The following is a 20229-nucleotide window of genomic DNA, read 5'->3' as shown; positions in this document are numbered from 1 at the left end:
AACAACCGATGGGACAACTGGCGGAACAACTGATGGAACAACAGCAGGAACAACTGGCGGAACAACTGACGGAACAACTGGTGAAACAACCGGCGGAACAACCGGCGGAACAACCGTCAAAACAGCTGATGCAACAACAAGCAGTACAACTACTATAACAATCCCAGCAAATGTAAAGCTAAAAGTAGATAAAGAAGAGAATGATCTTTACTATGTTACTTATAAAGAAAACGCTGGGACTATTTTGAAAAGTGCAGTCCGAGATGCAACTCCTTGGGAAGTTAACCCTACAGCGACAGTTTTTAAAGTCACTAAAGATACGCCTCTATTATTAAATGAAAATGGAAAATTAGTGAATAGAGGAACAGTAAAAGCAAATACAGTTTTTAGTAAAAGTGGCGAAAAGGGTCAAAATTTAATGATCCAATATTCTAATCAAACTGCTTATATCGATAAAAGTAATACACTGCCTTTAACAAAGGATAAAATGCCAGTAACTAATATTGTTACTAAACCTGTTAAAATTACAGCGAGTGTAGCAGTGCGGAATACTAAAGTTGTTTTCCCAAATACTTCAAAAACAACGATGGTTAACGTTCCTGCCAAGCAGAGGTTAGTAATTGATTCAATCTATTCGACTTATTATGTTGTAAAAATCGGGGGAATTAAGGGACTAATTCCACAAGCTGATCTTTCACTAAAGACTAATAATTATGTTGATCCAAATGGTAATTATTCATATGATAAATTAACTGCGGACTTACAAGAGTTAAATGCTTGGTATCCTAGTTTTACAAAAGTAGAAATAATTGGAAAATCAGTAGATGGTAGAAATTTATATGCCTTTAAACTAGGGACTGGAAAATCAGAAATTAGTATTAACGGTTCGCACCACGCACGTGAGCACATGACGACAAATGTTATTATGGAAATGCTTGATCAATATGCTAGTGCATATGAAAAAAATACGAAAATAAGTAGCTTTGATGTTAGAAAGACACTAACACAAACTTCAATTTATTTTGTGCCGATGGTTAATCCTGATGGTGTAATGCTTGTACAAAAAGGTGCTAGCAGTGCAAAGAATCCGAGTCAAGTTATTAAATTGAATAAAGGAAGTAAAAATTTTACAGCTTGGAAGGCGAATGTACGCGGCGTGGATTTAAATCGTCAATATCCAGCGGGATGGAGTACGATTCCTGGTAATAAATCAAAGCCTGGCCCAGATAACTATAAAGGTACAAAAGCTTTAAGTGAACCAGAAGCAAAAGCTTTATATGATTTTACGAATAAACATTCATTCAAAAATACTGTTGCATATCACTCATCTGGAAATATTATTTTCTGGCATTATAATCAAACAGGAAGTCAATTTACTAGAGACAAAGCTATTGCTACAAAATTATCAAAACAAACAGGATATAGTTTGGTTGCTCCCGCAAAAGGCGGAGGCGGAGGATATAAAGACTGGTATGTTACTGCTAAAAAACGACCAGGATTTACAATTGAAATTTCTCCTTATGTAGGAAACAAACCAGTTCCAAATAGTTACTTTAGTAGCATTATGAAGAAAAACTTACCAGTTGGACTAATTTTAGCCAACGAAAAGTAAAAAATTAACGTAATAATTAAATTTAATCGACTAATTTTAATTATTCTTCGTGCACAATTTGTTTTCCATTTCATTTTGTGTTAAGATAGGTACATACTTAATAAGAAATTGGTTAATTCAATTCATGTGTTAAAAGGGACGAATTTTCATCCTGTTCTAATGTGTGTATTTTTTCTTAACAATACTCATTAAGTGTAAAAAAACAGGTATATATGGAGGTTCGTACAATGAACACAGGTACAGTTAAATGGTTTAACGCAGAAAAAGGTTTCGGATTCATCGCTGTTGAAGGTGGAGACGATGTATTCGTACATTTCTCAGCTATCCAAGGCGACGGTTTCAAATCACTTGAAGAAGGCCAAAAAGTAAGCTTTGAGATCACTCAAGGTAACCGTGGCGCTCAAGCTGAAAACGTAGTTAAATTATAATTTTCACTTTTGTGTGAAATAAAGGACTGCTAACATTATTGTTAGCAGTCTTTTTGTTTTGTTTGAAGAATGGAATTTGCTAGGGACTTCAAATATAGTGGCATAAACAAAAGAACTGCAATAAAATCACGTTTTCTACAATAAATATGTGCAAACTAAATCTTCATATTAAAAATTATTTTTCTAATTTACTAAAATTAAGCAACAAAAAAAGAGCTCAGATAAGCTCTTTTTCTTACATACATCTTATTTTAATGCAGAATCAATTAATTCGGTTGCTTCTAGTTGGGAAATTCCTTTAATTAAGCTAAGTTCACCAACAAACATTCGTTTTGCAGTATCTAACATTTCTCTTTCGCTTGGATTTAAAGGTTTCTCCTTGCTTTGAAGTGTTAGATCACGTACAACTTGAGCTCCTGCGAGTAATTCGCCAGACTTTAGTTTTTTCATATTTAAGTCATATTTTTGTTTCCATGATAAGGATTCATCGGGAAGACCATTTGTAAAGTCATCTAATACATTTTCTAAATATTTGTGGTCTTCAACTAAACGAATTTTCGTATTTGACACATTCCCTTGAGGGACCATCAGCTTTAAATTGCTGGATGGAATGTTAATTATGTAGTACTGTTGTGTTACACCTTGTATAACTTTCTCTTCGATGGAATCAATTACTGCAGCTCCCTGCATAGGGTAAATAATTTGATCGCCAATTTTGAACAATGTACCCACCTCCGAAAATTCTAATAACATAAGTATATCATTAATAAATCAAATATCAAAATTTATATAATAACATCTGTAAAATATTTTTGTCAATAATTTTTTTGTATATTTTTTTGTTTTTTTGGGAAAAAGATGAACATGTCATATGGTAGTGGACATAATATGGAGAGAGAGAAAGCCGATGGGAGGTTACTTATGAATTTTCGTGTAGTTATTTTTATCGTAATAGTACTCACATTTTTTTCAACGACTAGCGGTTGTAGTCAACAAGAACAAAGAGAGCTGGAAAAACTTCCTGACGGGGTATTACTGGCGGCGTCTGAACTTTCTTATGAAGCATTTCTAAGTAAAGACATAGGTAAAAGCTTAAAAGAACATAAAGGTATAGTCGATCCCTTATTAACTCAAATTCATAAAAGTTTGAGTGATTATAGATTAGTTTCTATGACCTCAGGTAATATTGGTTTTTCTGCAATTGCATTAAAGAACAATAAAAATAATAGTTTACTATTCGCATTTAGTGGAATAAAGAAAATTAATTTGCAGGATATTTATCAAAGATTAGTTGGATTTGAATCTCCAGAAAATGGCTCTCCTGTCGCTGTGGATGATCAAGCATTACAAGCATATGATTGGGTAAAATCAATTTTAAATAAAAAAGAGAATAATCGTGCAAGCGTATATGTTACTGGCCATTCATTTGGAGGCTACTTAGCTCAATATGTAGGATATCAGCTGAATAACGATAAACAATTGAAAAATCATCTATTTGTACAGGGCGTTACATTTAACTCATTAGGTGTATTATTAGATGATGGTTCGAAAAAGCTTCAAGCGAAAACACAAAAAATACAAAAATCTTATAAACCGTTATTTACAAATTATATCGTAAAAGGTGACCCATTAGACTATGCAAGTAAAACCTTCTTTAAACAAATCACCGGATACTCACTTCAACAACTAGGTAATGTAAAATATATTACGGTTGATGAGAACTATAAGTCTTCGTTAGAGGCATTAGAAAAAACGACGGATTTATGGACAAAAGCAAGATTGCTAAAACCATTATATCCTTACCATGACTTAGTTGAGTTTGAAAGTACTTTTTGGAAATAGAGAAACATAAAAAGCTACTACCTATTGCGGTAGTAGCTTTTCTAATGAGACATTATTTGTATTGAATATCGTCTCTTAGTGATTCGACCTTCGTTAAGGCTTGATCAATGTCTGCCTCACTAACTCCAAAATGCGCCAGTGCGTCATGAAGATGAGTAGCAATTGCATTAAAATGGTTAGGTTGTATATTCATTCCTTCGTGGGCTTTTGACATGGATTTGCCAGTATACTGTTTAGGACCACCTAAAGCAAAGCTAATAAATTTTGTCTGGTGGCGACGTTGTTTATCCATATCCGTATTTGCAAAGAAGTGATTAACTGTTTCATCTTTAAGGACTAGCTCATCATAAAAGTAATCTACTACTTTTCCAACTGTTTCTTCTCCACCGTATTTTTCATAAAGCGTTTGTTCCATTTAGTAACTTCCTTTCAATATATGATAAAGGTAGATTCCCCGAAAAAACATGGAAATATTACTAAGTTTTTACTGTTTATTTATATCCAAATTTATAAATATGCTACAATTATAAAAAGTAATTGTTCGTATTAATTTAGAAGAATTTCTTATATTGAAAAAACTCCCTTAAATAGTTTAATAATAAACTACTTAAGGGAGTTTTTTTATAATTAAATTATTATTATGTAAGTTCTAATCAATTCGTATTAACAAATTGATTAGAACTTAATAAGCTCAACAAGCCAGCATATCCAGTCAACTTTATTTGTATAGTGCTTTTTATTATTTTATAAATTTAGAAGGATATCAAGTATATTTATTAATACAATAATCTAGGATATTTAAATATATTAATGGTTCTTGAACTTACCTTTTTACCTATTAACTACTTGTTAATGTCTTGGTCATTAAGTGACTATATTGTTTTTATTAATATCTTTTGAGGTTAATGCAAGAATATTATTAATTAAAGTATTGTTTTCGACAAAATAAGGGGGAGCTCCAATTCCACCGTTAGTTGTGTCAATTCCAACTCTTTTTACTTTAGAAGTCAATTTGTTTCCACTAATTGTTGCTCCTTTGACCTGACTTGGCGAGTCTTTCCAAGCATCTCGACCGACTTGAATTAGAGGATGATTTGGACTGGTCGTAACATTGTCGTTTATTGTATTATTAATGAAGCTAAAACTAGTTGCATTATTTACTAAAATAACATTACCAGGTATAGATTGATCAAAATTAAAAGTAGAATTTAATATCGAAACATCTGGGTAACTATTATCATTTTCAAGAATAAAAGCAGTATTTTTAAACTGACCCTGGTTAATGGTTACTTTTCCAGTACTGAAATTTAGATTACCATTTGTAATAATTGGATTGTTATAGGTTCCAGATGCTAAACGAGACTCAATAGTATTATTAAGAGTAACATTATTATACACATTTGATGCAAGGCCATTTCCAGCAAACCCATTGTTCTCTTCTAAATAAATATTATTTAATGTTAATGGCTTGTCCCCCCAGATAGCCAAACCATGTAGTTGTGTATCTTGGCCAGAAGAGGTAAGCGATATATTAGAAGCATTTATACCATTTTCAACAGTTTGAGTAAAACCTACATCTGAATCGATACCAACAATACCATTAATAATTATATTTTCTCCACCATCAAAAGACGCTCCACCATTTGTAAATTTATTATTAATAAAATTGATATTAGATGAACCGTCAGAACTTACAAATGTCGATTTGTAAAAAGTGTTATTAGAGGCAGAAACACCACCCCAACTTGTTGAAGCAAAAGCCGCACCAGGGCCAAAGTAGTTATTATTTGATATTGTATGACCACCGAAAGCTAGTACTAAATGAATTTTATTATTTAAAAATTGATTATTGCTAATTTCTGTATTCACACCAGGATAGAAACCGGGCTCCAAATCAATTCCACTTCCAGGAGCCGTACCACTAATATCATGAATTTTATTATTTAATATTTTAACGCCATCTGTACCTACTAAGCTAATACCTTGTCTACGATTATTGCCTATATCGCAGTTTTGAACAAGTAAATTTTCTGTAACAGCAACAGTCATCATCTGTACACCAACATTTTCGGTGCTACTAGCATTAAAAACAGCTCGCCATTTAATTGCTCCATTAGGTATTTTGGAATAACCAAAGGACGAATTAAAGTCTTGGTCTTTATCAATATTAATAAGACTTCCATCTGAGAGGTAATAGAATAAATCATATTTTCCAGATACTCCGTCAGGATTCCACATCATTATATTTCTATAATGTGGATTTTGATAAGCAGGATCACTAAGAGCAAACGGCTTTGTACGAATTTTACCTGATTGGCTAATAGGATTTCCGTTCGCATCTAACCCGCCTAATTCTAGATTTACTGAGTCGATCCACTCACCTGTAATAGTTGTTCCGCCAGCCTGAATGCCATCACCAGTAAAATCTGAGAAGTTTACTCCGTCAATAGTGATATTAATTGACCCCTCTGTCATAATACCGAATCCCCACTCATGTGTACCGGATGTATAAGGTCCGATATAAGTATAATCGTGGGTAGATCGGTCTCCTTTTAGTGTACCGCCTTTAATAATTACGTTTTCTATGTCCCTACCAAGGAAAATAACTGCATATTGTTCCCATTTATTTGTTTCTTTTTGAAGTACTGTATCATTATCCATTAGTAAAGTCATATTACTAACCATATTTATTTGGGCATTATTATCCCGATCTCCTAAACCTTTTGCAATTAAATATGTTCCACCTGGTATATGAAAGGAAGTATAACCGATATTATTTGCCCATTGCAGTGCCTGATTAAATCCGTTTGTTGTTTCAATTGGATGTGAATTATCGTTATAAATTCCCCACTTAGTTCTTTCTTGTGAGGTTAGCTCATATACTTTACCTTCCACCGGTTGGGATTCAATTGTAGTGTTCTTTGTGACGATCGCAGAACCCGTAGCTATATTACCATTTTGATCACCTGAACTAACTGTTATTGTAATACTTCCATCGTTCAAAGAACTCAGATTCAAAGTGAATGAAAAATTTCCATTTGTTTCGGAAGTAGTTTTACTAGATAAAGGGCTATTCGAACCGTCACTAACATTTAGATTTACTGTTTGATTCACTTCCACTTTACCGGTTATTGGATACGAAGTTTGATTTTGTAGTGTAACCGCGGAGACATTTAGTTGTATTGATGGGCCAACAGTATCTTTTAGTACTGTCTTATTAACTTTTCCACTTGAATTTCCTTTCGTATCTTTTTGATAAGCTTCTAAATTTAGTTGTCCATCTTTTAGAGTACTTAGATTCAAACTCGCAGAGAATGAACCTTTTGAATTTGCTTTAACACTAGTAGATACCACTTTTTTGTTTGAATCTTTAAAAGTAAAATAAACTGTACCATTTATTACTCCAGTACCACTTATGGTATAGGAGCCTACATTTAAGCTATTAACAACTGTTAAACTATTGATTTTTGGACTACTTATCACCAAGCAACAAAACACTCCTTATGAAAGATGTATATTACAAAAGTAGTATATTGTTAATAGATTAAATTGCTTGTACTAATTTATATAAAATAGGAAAGTTAATGAAACTATCTAGTAAAACATTAAAATTTTTTAAAAAATATCGACAATTTATAGTAATTTAGTAATGGTTTTTTATTAAAATGAATAACTTTATACATATGATCAGTATTATACATGATCTATTAACTATAAATTTACTAGGAGTTTATAATTAGTTTACCATAATTTAACAATATATTAAGTTAGTAAAAAAGTTACAAATTTACCAGAAAATAAAATTGACTTGTTCATTATAAAGAATTAGAATTATATTCATAATTAAACAAATTTTCAGTATTTATATTTTAATATTTATACATATAAGCTATTGGTCTAGTATTTTTAAAGTGCCCCAGTAAAAGCCATTGTTCGTTATATTGAATATTTAGTTGCGGTATATAGTTAAATACTAAAAAGTGAAGGTGATTAAGTGAATAATGTAAGATCGAAAGAAATTGACATAAAGGAATACTTTGATGTAATTAAAAGACGACTATGGATTATTATAATTTTTACAATTTTAACAACTTCAGCAGGCTATCTTTATCAAAAATTTTATAATAATTATGTTCCAATGTACGAAGCATCTACAAGAATAATGCTTAATACAAAAGATGATTTGAGTACTTTAATGGTTATGATTGATGATCCAACCGTTTTGGAAAAGGTAATAGATAAGTTACAGTTAAATATGTCTGCGGAAACTTTAGGAAATCAATTGCATGTGGAGAGAATAGATGAATCAACCATTTTTAGTATTACGGTACAATATAATGATCCAATTGTTGCTAAAAATATTGCAAACGAAACGGCGCACTCATTTAAAGATGAAGTTAGTAATCTATTAAATTTTAAAGATGTTCAGTTATTAACTCCTGCTAAAGAACCTTTGATTCCAATTAATAAACAAAGTAATAAAGTTATTGCCTTTGCACTAGTGTTAGGTCTAGTTATTAGTATTGGGGTTGCTTTTTTAATGGACTCTTTAGATGAAACAGTTAAAAGACGAAGTGAAGTTGAAGAGATTCTAGGAGTAACTGTAATTGGCACTGTTCCAAATATGAATAAGAAAAAGTTATTAAGTGAGAAAAAGAAATACAAAATATTAATAAATGAAGGTGAAAATGTTGATATTTAATAAAAGAAAACCAACTTCAACCTTAAAAAAAAGAAACCTCGTGACATTTACAAACCCAAATTCGGTTATATCAGATCAATTTAGAACAATAAGAACAAATTTACATTTTTTAACAGAGAATATAGCAAATAAAGTCCTTTTAATTACTTCAACGCGTAAAGGAGAAGGAAACTCAACAATTGCTGCTAATTTAGCGGTATCTATGGCACAACAGAAGGAGAAAGTTCTTTTAATTGATGCTAATTTAAGAGAAGCTTCAATTCATACAATTTTTAAAATATCAAATAATGTTGGTTTAACTGATTTATTAACAAATCATTTAAGTCTTGAGGAAGTAGTTACAAGAACTGAAATAGGAAACTTAGACGTTCTAACTAGTGGTACAATTTCGTTTAATCCAGTTGAACTTTTAGCAAATTCAACAGTTAAGGAATTGTATAAAAAATTAATTGCCTTTTACGATATTGTTTTAATTGATTCACCATCAATAATAGACTATACGGAAACAAGGGTACTTGCGAATCAGTGTGATGGTGTAGTACTAGTAATTAATAGAGGCAAAACTGAAATAGAAAAAACTAACGAGGCTAGTAGAATAATTGAACTATCGCATGGAAGATTAATCGGTGCAATCTTTAACGAAAAATAGGTAATATTTAAATTTTTATTTTGTCGTTCTTATTTAAGAACAACAATACATAATATAGTTATAGTTTTGGAAATGTCTACTTTCCTTTATCAATGTAGGCACTCGATTATGCTGTGGGTTGAAATATACCTTAGACGCCAGTCGTCAAGAGTGTGGTGTGAGGGTGGGTTAAATGCCCTTTTTTTATATAAAATGCTTATTTATGTGCTTTTTGAAAGAAAATGTATAAATAAGCATTTTATTACAAGAGTATGGTGATGAGAAAATGAAAAACAATTATTATCCACGAATATGCATCTTTAGAATAATTTAAAGAAGTTAAGAGGTTAGTAGATTATGAAATAAATAGTAAAAGAAAAAAACTTGAATAATAAATAAAGTAGAAAGATTTATGAAAGGAGCAAGCAAGTGACTTATAAGCAAAGATTATCCCTATTTATAATTATCGATTCATGCATTGTGCTTACATCAATTTTTATTAGCCGATTTTTAGTAGATGCAACTATTAATATTTTTATTAAGCCAATTTTTATAAGTTCACTTTTACTTCTATTTAGTCATCATATATTTTCGTTATTATTTAAACTTTATAAAAAGGCCTGGGAATATGCGAGTATAGGCGAATTAAAAATTATCTTTAATATCGTAACATACTCAATTCTCACATCATTAATTATTCAGCAAATACTAATGCAAAAAACATACTTAAGATTATTTGCAGTTGCTTGGTTACTTCATATGTTATTTATAGGTGGATCAAGGTTTACTTGGAGATTATATCGAGATTCATTTGTTAGGAGAAATGAAAATAAAAAAAGAACATTAATCATCGGAGCTGGTGCGGCAGGCACTATGGTAGCAAGACAACTTATTAAAAGTAACGATAATTATAGTCATCTTCATCCAGTTGCTTTCATTGATGATAATGTAAAAAAACACCATTTAGATATATTGGGAATTCCCGTCCTAGGTGGGGTTGAAAAAATAGAAAGCATTGTAAATAAATATTCTATTGAAAATATCATTATTGCAATTCCTTCACTAAGTAAAAAGAAATTAAATATTATTTTCCAAGAGTGTTCCAAAACAAATGCTAGTACCAAAATCTTACCTATGTTAGAGGATTTAATAACTGGAAGAGTTTCAGTAAGTCAATTTCGTGATGTACAAGTAGAAGATTTACTGGGAAGAGATCCTGTTGTAATGGATATGGATAGCATATCTGACTCAATTACAGGTAAAGTTGTTTTAGTTACTGGAGCAGGGGGGTCAATAGGATCAGAAATATCACGACAAATTTCTAACTTTAATCCCAAACAATTAATTTTGTTAGGTCATGGTGAAAATAGTATTTATTCAATTGAAATGGAATTAAAGAATAGTTTTAAAGAATCAAATATTGAATTTATTACAGAGATCGCCGACTTACAAGATGAGAAGAAAATGATGAAAATTATGGAAAGTTATAATCCGGATGTTGTTTACCATGCTGCGGCTCACAAACATGTACCTTTAATGGAACGAAATCCGGAAGAAGCCATTAAAAATAATGTAATTGGTACAATGAATGTTGCAAAAGCAGCGAGCTGGCACTGTGTAGAGACATTTGTAATGATTTCAACTGATAAAGCTGTGAATCCAACAAGTGTAATGGGTGCAACAAAAAAACTTGCAGAAATGATCATTCAAGATATGGATGAAAAGAGCGAAACTAAATTTGTTGCAGTTCGATTCGGGAATGTGTTAGGTAGCCGTGGTAGCGTAATTCCTCTATTTAAAAAGCAAATTGAACAAGGAGGACCAGTAACCGTTACACATCCAGATATGGTGCGTTATTTTATGACTATTCCTGAAGCTTCAAGGTTGGTAATTCAAGCAGGAGTATTAGCAAAAGGTGGCGAGATCTTTGTTCTGGATATGGGTGAACCAGTGAAAATAGTAGATCTTGCAAAAAATTTAATCTTACTGTCTGGTAATTCTTTAGAGGATATAGGAATAGAATTCACAGGGATGAGACCTGGTGAGAAGCTATTTGAAGAATTGTTAAAAGAAGAAGAAATCCACGAAGCACAGATTTATCCAAAGATTTACATTGGAAAAACAACAGATTTATACATCAGCGAAATTGAAGAAATTATCGAAAGCTTTTCGACATTAGATAAAGAAGTAATCAGGGGAAAACTAATTAATCTAGCTAATAATAACGTTAAATCTAATACTACCGCTACAATGCCAATTTTAAATTAGCCAAAAAATTAAAATTTAAAAAGCCGTTATACCAGCTGCTGGTTTGGGAACCGGGTTTCTTCAAGCAACAAGGGCAATCCGAAAGAAAATGTTATCAATTGTAGATAAGCCTACATTTCAGTATTAGGATATACTATAAATGCGCTTGAATTTCCTCTAATTAGAGATAAGGAATAATGAATTTGACTATTTAACGACGTAAATAAAAATAGTGTTAATTAGCAAACCAAGTAATTAGAATATAATGTTAACGGGTGAAAGAAATGTCTAAAAAAGTACTTTTTTGTGCAACAGTCGATTATCATTTTACAGCATTTCATATGCCATTTATAAAATGGTTCAAAGATAACGGATGGGAAGTACATATAGCTGCAAGGGGAGAAATAAATATTCCGTATGTGGACCAAAAATTTAATATACCCATTCAAAGATCTCCTTTTAACTTGAAAAATATTAAGGCTCTAAGTGAACTTAAAAATATTATTGCTCAAAATAATTATGAAATCATACATTGTCATACACCAATGGGTGGCATTCTTACTCGCCTTGCAGCACGAGAGTCTAGAACTAAAGGAACAAAAGTTATTTATACTGCACATGGTTTCCATTTTTGTAAGGGAGCTCCATTACTAAACTGGCTATTATATTATCCGATTGAAAAAGTTATGGCTAATCTAACTGATTGTTTAATTACAATTAATAAAGAAGACTTTGATTTTTCTAAAAGAAAGTTAAAAGTCAAAAGAATTGAACATATTCATGGAGTTGGAGTAGATACGGAAGTTTATAAGCCAATCGATGAATTGAATAAAAGGACACTTAAAGAGTCATTTGGTTATCATCCAGATGACTTTTTACTTTTTTATGCAGCAGAATTTAATAAAAATAAAAATCAACAATTTCTACTTAATTCATTGGCTTTAATTAAAGATGACATACCAAATATAAAACTTTTACTTGCAGGTGAAGGAGCTTTAATTAATGAATGTAAGCAATTAGCAATACGCCTTGGCATTTCTCACATGGTAGACTTTTTAGGTTTTAGAAAAGATATTAAAGATATCGTTCCAATGTGTGATGTTGCTGTTGGATCGAGCTTACGCGAGGGTTTACCGGTTAATATAATGGAAGCTATGGCCTGTGGGTTACCAATAGTCGCAATAGATAATAGAGGACATCGAGAACTTGTTATGGATGATAATAATGGATGGCTTGTGAAGAGTAATGACATAATTGGTTTTTCAATGAAGTTAAAGTATCTAGTTAATAGAAAGGGCCTAAAAGAAAGACTTGGAATAAATAGTAGAAAAACCATTATGAAAAGTTACAGTATAGATAAAGTAATTGAGAAAAAAAGTAAGGTATATAAGAGCTATATGAAAGAAAAGGAGGATACTATGTGAGCGAACCTTTAAGAGTCTTACATACGGTTGTAAATATGAACCGAGGTGGTGCGGAAACACTGATTATGAATTTGTATAGAAATATTGATCGATCGAAAATACAATTTGACTTTTTAACGTGTAAAGAAGGGGCATATGATTCTGAAATAGTTGCTATGGGTGGCAAAATTCATAGGATTCCATATGTAACGGACGTTGGTCATTTAGGTTATATAAGAAAGTTGGATAAATTTTTCCGAATAAATCCTAACTATAAAATTGTTCATTCACATATGGATAAAATGAGCGGTTTAGTGTTAAGAGCGGCTAATAAAGCTAAAGTTCCTACTCGAATAGCACATAGTCATAGTACCAAAAGTGAAGGTGGTATTGCTTCGCAAGTTTATAAATGGTATGTGGGAAAAAAAATAGAATCTAATGCAACACATTTATTTGCTTGTTCTCAGGAGGCAAGTCAATGGTTGTTCTCCAAACGCTCGAACGATTCACTAATATTAAAAAACGGAATTGAATATGAAAGGTTTCAATTCTCATTACAAATGAGAGAGAAGATGAGAGATGAATTAACAATTTCTAAGGGAGCCTATGTTATCGGACACATCGGTAGATTTAATCATCCCAAAAATCATCTTTTTTTATTAGAGATTTTTGCCGGTATTTTAAAAAAAATGCCACATGCAGTTCTAGTTTTAGTTGGTGGGGGCGTACTTCAAACGAAGATCGAATCAAAAATAAAAGAACTTGGAATAGAAAAATATGTAAAGTTACTAGGAATAAGAGATGATATTCCTAAGATTCTACAAGTAATGGATATATTTGTTTTTCCATCTTTACATGAAGGCTTACCTGTTACGTTAATTGAAGCACAAGGTGCCAGTTTAACTTGTATTGTTTCGGATATTATTACGGATGAAGTAGATATGGAAATGGGGTTAATACAATATTGCTCTTTATCTGAGAAAGAAAAATGGATAGAAAAAATTCTAGTCGAAGCAAAAAAAAGCTTCCCTCGAATTGATGTTGAAGGCGCATTGAATCAAAAGGGATATAATATTCGAGAAACGGCAGTGTTTACTCAAAAGACATATATCTCTTTAGGGAGGTAAGAATTATGAAAAAATTAACTGTGTTTACTCCAACATACAATCGAGCATATTGCCTTCATAATTGTTATGAGAGTTTAAAAAACCAATCAAATAAGGAGTTTATTTGGTTAATAATTGACGATGGTTCATCTGACAAAACAAAAGAAATAGTTGAAGGGTGGATCGATGAAAACAAAATTGAAATTATGTATCATTGGCAAGAAAACCAGGGGATGCATGGTGCTCATAATACCGCTTATCAACTAATTAATACAGAGCTAAATGTGTGCATTGATTCAGATGATTACATGCCTTTAAATGCAGTTGAAAAAATTATTGCATTCTGGGATCAATATGGTAACGATAAGGTAAGTGGTATTATTGGATTAGATGCTTATACCGATGGGGAAATTATTGGTACAAAGCTGCCAAATGGAAAACAATCAAGATTATTTGATTTGTACAATAAGTATGGGGTAACCGGCGATAAGAAACTTGTATATCGGACTGAGTTGACTAAAGGATTCCCTTATCCATTATTTAAAGATGAACGGTACGTAGGTCTAGCATACAAATATCATATGCTTGATAGACAATACGAATTATTGCTAATGAATGAAGTTTTATGCTATGTAGAGTATCTTGCAGATGGATCATCATTAAATATGCTTAGCCAATATATAAAAAATCCAAAAGGTTTTGCGTTTTATCGAAAAGAAATGATGAAATTACCTTTTGCAAGCCTATCATATAAATTTAGACAAGCTATACACTATGTGTCTAGTAGCTTAGTATGTAGAAACCGGAATTTTTTAAGAGAGACTCCTAATAAAAGTTTAACAATTTTAGCGATTCCACTTGGTATAATGTTGTATTTTTATATTACAACAAAAACAAAAGCTGTTTAGAGAAATGATGGGTATTTAATATGACTATATTGTGGTTAAATCTTGTAGTGGTATTTATTTTTTCATTTATGGCTCGTGTAGCATCAAGTCCTAACCTTTCAAGTATCTCAACGATATCTTCAGTCTATATAAGACCGAATAAAGTCTTAGTATTTGTTGGGTTATTAACTCTAGTTTGTATTTCAGGTCTTAGAAATAATATTGGTGATACGTATGCATATATTGATATTTATCAACGACATGACTTTACATGGAGTTATATATTAAGTAAAAAAGATATTGGATTTGGCGTTCTGCAAATGATTTTGAAACATTTTTCTTCAGATCCACAAATTTTGATTTTTACAGCAGCTTTCATTACAAATATATTAGTAGTTTATATCTTATATAATTACTCAAGAATTTACGAATTAAGTCTGTTTGTTTATATTACTGGTGGATTGTTTTTAGTCTCTATGAACGGTGTCAGACAAATGCTTGCAGCGGCAATAGCATTTACGAGTATACGATTCTTATTCGATGGTAGTTGGAAAAGATATACTTTGGTAATTCTTTTTGCTTCTTTATTTCATCAATCAGCGCTCATATTAATTCCAATTTACGTTATCGTACGCTTTAAAGCTTGGTCCAAAGTAACAATTGCTCTTTTAATCTTTTCAATTGTATTTGTTATTGGGTTTAATCAATTATCTTCTTTTTTATTTAGTGCAATTCAAGATACCCAATATGGAGAATATAAAAATTTCCAAGAGGGCGGAGCTAGTATTATAAGAGTAGCTGTAACTGCTGTTCCACTATTAATTGCTTTTATTGGTAGAGATAAATTAAGAGAAATTAATCCAAAGAGTGATATTATCGTAAATATGGCATTGCTTGGGTTTATATTTATGCTTATATCAACACAAAACTGGATATTTGCAAGAATTTCAATTTATTTTAGCTTCTATCAACTGATTCTTATCGCGTGGATTGTAAAGTTGTTTAAATTAAAAGATCAAAAGTTTGTCTATTATAGCATAGTAATTTGTTACATTCTTTACTACTACTATGAAAATGTAATTAGTTTACAAATTTATTATCAAAGTAATTATATAAATGTCAATTGGTAAAAATTCACTAGTAAACTATAAGAACTCTCAATCTTAAGATCGTATTACAAAATTTATAGGAGGAAAAGAAAATGGCTATTCTTGTAACTGGAGGAGCAGGATATATAGGGAGCCACACCTGTGTAGAGTTGTTACAAAATGGATATGAAATTATTGTTCTAGATAATTTTTCAAACAGTAAGCAAGAAGCATTGAAAAGGGTTTCTGAAATAACTGGGAAGTCATTTAAAACGTATAGTGTTGATTTAGTAAATAGAGAAGAGCTAGAAAATATATTTTCACAAAATAATATTACTGCTGTCATCCACTTTGCTGGCCTAAAAGCTGTAGCGGAGTCTATCAAAATGCCGCTTGAATACTACCATAACAATATTACTGGTACACTCAATTTGTGTGAAATTATGAGAAAATATAAAGTGAAAAAACTTGTATTTAGTTCGTCTGCTACTGTTTATGGTTCAACAAATGAATTACCTATATCCGAAATTAATCATTTATGTGCAACTAATCCATATGGGCGTACTAAGTTAGTGATTGAAGATATCCTTAGAGATTTATACGAATCAGATCATGATTGGAGTATAGCGTTGTTAAGATATTTTAATCCAATTGGAGCACATAACAGTGGCTTAATCGGTGAAGATCCAAATGGCGTACCGAATAATTTAATGCCGTACATATCGCAAGTTGCCGTTGGTAAATTAGAACAATTGAGTATTTTTGGAAATGATTATATAACTAAAGATGGTACTGGCGTAAGAGATTATATTCATGTAGTGGATTTGGCAATTGGACATATTAAGGCTCTTGAAAACTTGGAAAGCAACTATGGAATTGAGCCATTTAATCTCGGTACAGGTACTGGCCACAGTGTTTTAGAAATGGTTAAAGCGTTTGAGAAAGCATCTGGGAAAAATATACCTCATATTTTTAAGGAAAGACGTCCTGGAGATGCAGCTATTTGCTTTGCGAATCCCACAAAGGCCATAGAACGACTTGGCTTTAAAGCTACTAGGGGAATTGATTTAATGTGTGAAGATGCATGGAGATGGCAAGAGAAAAATCCGAATGGATATATTGAAAAGTTTGAGAAGGCAACGGTGCAATGATGCAGCGTTTTTTTGTATTTTAAGAAATTATTAAATTGGCAACAGGAAATGCAAGTGGTGTAATGGAAAATTCGAGAAATTAGGTATAAGTCCAACTGCTCCTGTCTGCCTAAAGGCGAGTCGATCAACGAGTTTTCTTTGTTTAGGAGGAAATTATGGAATCAATTAATTTATCACAACAACAATTAATCGATATTCTCAAACTCTTTTATCAAAGAGGAAGTCATTCTGATGAACTAAATACTATTGATTTTATAAATGAAATAAAAAATACTATTTTAGTGCTTAGTACAAATAATTTAGTAGAAAAGAATGAATAATTTTTAGGGGTAACTAAAAATGAAGAGAATATTAGATTTAGTAATTTCATTGACAATATTAATATTGTTATCGCTACCTCTAGTAGTTATAGCAATTGTGGTTAGGATAAAAATGGGCTCACCTATATTTTTTACCCAACAACGTCCGGGGTTACATGGTAAACTGTTTTACTTATATAAATTTCGTACAATGAGAGATTTACATGATTCTAACGGTGAGCTCTTGTCAGATGAATTACGTTTAACAGCATTTGGAAAATTTATAAGAAAATATAGTATTGATGAGCTTCCTCAACTAATAAACGTAGTTAAAGGGGAAATGAGCTTAGTTGGTCCTAGACCATTTTTAATGGAATATTTATCTTTATATACAGAGGAACAAATGGAAAGACACAATGTAAAACCAGGTATAACAGGTTGGGCTCAAGTGAACGGGCGCAATACACTGACTTGGGAGGAGAAATTTAAAATGGACGTATGGTATGTGAATAATCATAATCTATTTTTAGATTTAAAAATCCTGATGAAAACAGCAATTAAAGTTATAAAAAAAGAAGGAATTTCACAGCAGGGGCAAGTAACGATGGAAAAATTCACTGGATCAAATGAAGTGATGTAGTATGAATATTATCATTTTAGGTAATGGGGGACATAGCAGAGTCGTCCAAGACATCCTTTCAACAAATAATGTATATAAAATTACTGCTATTTTAGATGGAAAATATAAAGATGAGAAACATGAAAAAGGGATCTTCTATGGGCCGTTTGCTTCTATAAAAAATTACTTAGATAAAGATGTGAAATTCATCATTGCAATAGGGGATAACAAAATTAGGAAAAGTATTGTTAGCACATTTGATATTAAAAAGGAGCAATTCTTAACAATCATTCATCCTACTGCAGTTGTAAGCCATTCATCTAAAATTGGTTATGGAACAGTTGTAATGCCAAATGCTGTGATTAATGCCCAAGCATGTATTGGAGATCATTGCATAATTAACACTGGAGCAATTATTGAGCATGATAATCAAATTGGCAACTATACACATATTTCTCCAAACGCTACTTTGACAGGAAATGTTTTTATTGAGGAAGGAGTACATATTGGAGCTTCTGCTACAATTATTCCTGGAGTTAAAGTAGGACGTTGGTCAATTGTAGGGGCTGGTTCAACAGTTATCCGGCATATTCCATCTTTTAGTACAGTAGTAGGTTGCCCAGCTAAAATTATCAAAAATTTAAATTCAATAGAATGAAATTTTTGGAAAAGGTGGTAATGAATTTGGCATTAGCAAGAATTTATCTATCTCCACCGCATATGAGCGGAGAGGAAAAAAAATATATCCAGGAAGCCTTTGAAACAAATTGGATCGCACCACTTGGACCAAATGTTGATCAGTTCGAAATAGATATAACTAGTTATTTAGGAGCCAATGAAGCACTCGCTGTAAGTTCGGGCACAGCTGCGATTCATTTGGCTCTTTCTTTATTAGATATAACTAAAGGAGATACAGTATTTTGCTCTAGTCTTACATTTGTAGCAAGTGCTAACCCAATAATTTATCAAGGAGCTGAGCCAGTTTTTATTGATTCAGAACCAGATACATGGAATATGTCACCAATAGCGCTTAAAAGAGCATTGAATGATGCTTATTTAGAAGGGACCCTTCCAAAGGCAGTAATTGTAGTTAATCTATATGGCCAAGTCGCAAAAATGGATGAACTCCAATCTTTGTGTGCTAGATATAATATACCAATTATTGAAGATGCTGCTGAATCACTTGGATCTACATATAAAGGAAGATCAAGCGGCACTTTTGGTCAGTTTAGTATTTTTTCCTTTAACGGAAATAAAATTATTACGACATCTGGCGGAGGGGCACTTGTCTCGAATAATACTGAATTAATACAAAGAGCTAGATTTTTAGCTACTCAAGCGAGAGACACTGCTCGACATTATCAGCATAGTGTAATGGGATACAATTATCGTATGAGTAATATTCTAGCTGGAATCGGAAGGGCCCAATTGCAAGTATTGGAAGAGCGAATTGATTCTAGAAGAAGAATTTTTGAACGCTACTATGAAGAATTAAAAAATTTGCCTGGTGTAACATTCATGCCAGAGCTAGAAAGTACGCGCAGTAATCGTTGGCTTACAGCATTAACAATTAAAGAAGAGGAGTCAAACCTTTCAGTAAATGAATTGATAGAAGCATTAGAAAAAGAAAATATTGAAGCGAGACCGGTATGGAAGCCACTACATATGCAGCCATTATTCGAAGGGGTTCGTTACTATTCACATAACGAAGACAATCATGTTGCTGAGGGACTATTCCAAACAGGGATTTGCTTACCATCAGGATCAAATCTATCAGTTGATAACCAAGATAGGGTCATAAGTTGCATTAAAAGGGCATTTTATAAAGCTGCTAGAAAGGAAGGTATTCTATGATAGAACGGCTAAGGTGTCAAATATGATCGGTAAAAATATCCAGGAAATTCGTGTGAAAAAAGGACTAACTTTATCAGAACTGGCAGAAAAAGCAAGTATTTCAAAGTCCTATTTAAGTAATATTGAGCGTGAATTAAACGATAATCCTTCAATACAAGTTGTAGAAAAAATTTCAAACGTACTGGGGGTTGACTACAAGACATTAATTGGAACTAAAATAGAAAATCAAGCCCTAGATCATGAATTTATTGAAATTGCGAAGGAACTAGTTGAAATTGGTGTTGGAAGAGAAGAGTTACGTGAATATAAAAAAGTATTTGAATTTATAAAATGGAATAAGTACGAGAGATACAATTGAGAAAC

At 31.9% G+C, this 20229-nt stretch carries 19 protein-coding genes and 1 pseudogene; 17 read left to right on the top strand and 3 right to left on the bottom strand.

Annotation, left to right across the window (positions count from 1 at the left end; all coding sequences use genetic code 11):
• Together CN601_RS20390 and cspD are read left to right on the top strand one after the other, a co-directional pair.
• Nucleotides 1-1612: M14 family metallopeptidase (locus CN601_RS20390; RefSeq protein ID WP_218923251.1), on the top strand; the 1612-nt coding region annotated here is incomplete at its 5' end.
• 227 nt (nucleotides 1613-1839) lie between these two features.
• Nucleotides 1840-2040, top strand: coding sequence for a cold-shock protein CspD (gene cspD / locus CN601_RS20385; protein ID WP_025568675.1), 201 nt, complete (start codon nucleotides 1840-1842; stop codon nucleotides 2038-2040).
• Nucleotides 2041-2286: 246 nt separating this feature from the next.
• On the opposite strand, the gene CN601_RS20380 is transcribed toward cspD, so the two are convergent.
• On the bottom strand, nucleotides 2287-2772 hold the full coding sequence (locus tag CN601_RS20380; RefSeq protein WP_257131767.1) for a CarD family transcriptional regulator: 486 nt from the start codon (nucleotides 2770-2772) through the stop codon (nucleotides 2287-2289).
• Nucleotides 2773-2961: 189 nt separating this feature from the next.
• Here CN601_RS20380 and CN601_RS20375 point away from each other — a divergent pair, with 189 nt between their 5' ends.
• Nucleotides 2962-3882 (top strand): alpha/beta hydrolase fold domain-containing protein, encoded by a 921-nt coding sequence (locus CN601_RS20375; protein WP_098172158.1) that lies wholly within the window; start codon nucleotides 2962-2964, stop codon nucleotides 3880-3882.
• A 52-nt stretch (nucleotides 3883-3934) separates the two neighbouring features.
• On the opposite strand, the gene CN601_RS20370 is transcribed toward CN601_RS20375, so the two are convergent.
• Both CN601_RS20370 and CN601_RS20365 read right to left on the bottom strand, forming a co-directional pair.
• The gene (locus CN601_RS20370; RefSeq protein ID WP_098172157.1) at nucleotides 3935-4297 is read right to left on the bottom strand and encodes a group I truncated hemoglobin; all 363 of its coding nucleotides are present in this window, start codon (nucleotides 4295-4297) and stop codon (nucleotides 3935-3937) included.
• Nucleotides 4298-4746: 449 nt separating this feature from the next.
• On the bottom strand, nucleotides 4747-7365 hold the full coding sequence (locus tag CN601_RS20365; RefSeq protein ID WP_257131766.1) for a right-handed parallel beta-helix repeat-containing protein: 2619 nt from the start codon (nucleotides 7363-7365) through the stop codon (nucleotides 4747-4749).
• A gap of 511 nt (nucleotides 7366-7876) precedes the next feature.
• Here CN601_RS20365 and CN601_RS20360 point away from each other — a divergent pair.
• The 14 genes and pseudogenes from CN601_RS20360 to CN601_RS20300 all read left to right on the top strand — a co-directional run bounded on the left by CN601_RS20360 (nucleotide 7877) and on the right by CN601_RS20300 (nucleotide 20224).
• A complete protein-coding gene (locus CN601_RS20360; protein WP_098172155.1) occupies nucleotides 7877-8584 on the top strand; it encodes a YveK family protein in 708 nt (235 codons plus the stop codon).
• On the top strand, nucleotides 8571-9233 hold the full coding sequence (locus tag CN601_RS20355; protein WP_257131764.1) for a CpsD/CapB family tyrosine-protein kinase: 663 nt from the start codon (nucleotides 8571-8573) through the stop codon (nucleotides 9231-9233). Before CN601_RS20360 ends, CN601_RS20355 begins: the two co-directional genes overlap by 14 nt.
• A gap of 408 nt (nucleotides 9234-9641) precedes the next feature.
• Entirely contained in the window at nucleotides 9642-11480 is a 1839-nt protein-coding gene (locus CN601_RS20350; protein ID WP_098172153.1) for a polysaccharide biosynthesis protein, read from the top strand.
• Nucleotides 11481-11508: 28 nt separating this feature from the next.
• A pseudogene (locus CN601_RS20345) lies at nucleotides 11509-11604 on the top strand (UTP--glucose-1-phosphate uridylyltransferase); the annotation flags it as partial.
• 139 nt (nucleotides 11605-11743) lie between these two features.
• Nucleotides 11744-12883 (top strand): glycosyltransferase family 4 protein, encoded by a 1140-nt coding sequence (locus tag CN601_RS20340; protein ID WP_098172152.1) that lies wholly within the window; start codon nucleotides 11744-11746, stop codon nucleotides 12881-12883.
• Nucleotides 12880-13989, top strand: coding sequence for a glycosyltransferase family 1 protein (locus CN601_RS20335; protein WP_098172151.1), 1110 nt, complete (start codon nucleotides 12880-12882; stop codon nucleotides 13987-13989). Before CN601_RS20340 ends, CN601_RS20335 begins: the two co-directional genes overlap by 4 nt.
• Nucleotides 13990-13994: 5 nt before the next feature.
• The gene (locus tag CN601_RS20330; protein WP_098172150.1) at nucleotides 13995-14876 is read left to right on the top strand and encodes a glycosyltransferase family 2 protein; all 882 of its coding nucleotides are present in this window, start codon (nucleotides 13995-13997) and stop codon (nucleotides 14874-14876) included.
• Nucleotides 14877-14896: 20 nt separating this feature from the next.
• Complete coding sequence (locus CN601_RS20325; protein ID WP_098172149.1) at nucleotides 14897-15985, top strand: EpsG family protein; 1089 nt, start codon at nucleotides 14897-14899, stop codon at nucleotides 15983-15985.
• A gap of 71 nt (nucleotides 15986-16056) precedes the next feature.
• Complete coding sequence (galE, locus tag CN601_RS20320; protein WP_098172148.1) at nucleotides 16057-17094, top strand: UDP-glucose 4-epimerase GalE; 1038 nt, start codon at nucleotides 16057-16059, stop codon at nucleotides 17092-17094.
• Between the two features lie 155 nt (nucleotides 17095-17249).
• Entirely contained in the window at nucleotides 17250-17414 is a 165-nt protein-coding gene (locus CN601_RS27045) for a YwzD family small protein (RefSeq protein WP_179865629.1), read from the top strand.
• A gap of 19 nt (nucleotides 17415-17433) precedes the next feature.
• On the top strand, nucleotides 17434-18033 hold the full coding sequence (locus CN601_RS20315; protein ID WP_098172147.1) for a sugar transferase: 600 nt from the start codon (nucleotides 17434-17436) through the stop codon (nucleotides 18031-18033).
• Between the two features lies 1 nt (nucleotide 18034).
• Nucleotides 18035-18670, top strand: coding sequence for an acetyltransferase (locus CN601_RS20310; RefSeq protein WP_098172146.1), 636 nt, complete (start codon nucleotides 18035-18037; stop codon nucleotides 18668-18670).
• 20 nt (nucleotides 18671-18690) lie between these two features.
• Entirely contained in the window at nucleotides 18691-19866 is a 1176-nt protein-coding gene (locus CN601_RS20305) for a DegT/DnrJ/EryC1/StrS family aminotransferase (protein ID WP_098172145.1), read from the top strand.
• A 22-nt stretch (nucleotides 19867-19888) separates the two neighbouring features.
• On the top strand, nucleotides 19889-20224 hold the full coding sequence (locus CN601_RS20300; RefSeq protein WP_098172144.1) for a helix-turn-helix domain-containing protein: 336 nt from the start codon (nucleotides 19889-19891) through the stop codon (nucleotides 20222-20224).
• The last annotated feature ends 5 nt before the right edge of the window (nucleotides 20225-20229 follow it).

Origin of the sequence: Bacillus sp. AFS017336, assembly GCF_002555445.1 — a bacterium.
Lineage (GTDB): Bacteria > Bacillota > Bacilli > Bacillales > Bacillaceae_G > Gottfriedia.
Note: the sequence above shows the minus strand (reverse complement) of the source record. Positions and strands in the feature narration are given on the sequence as shown.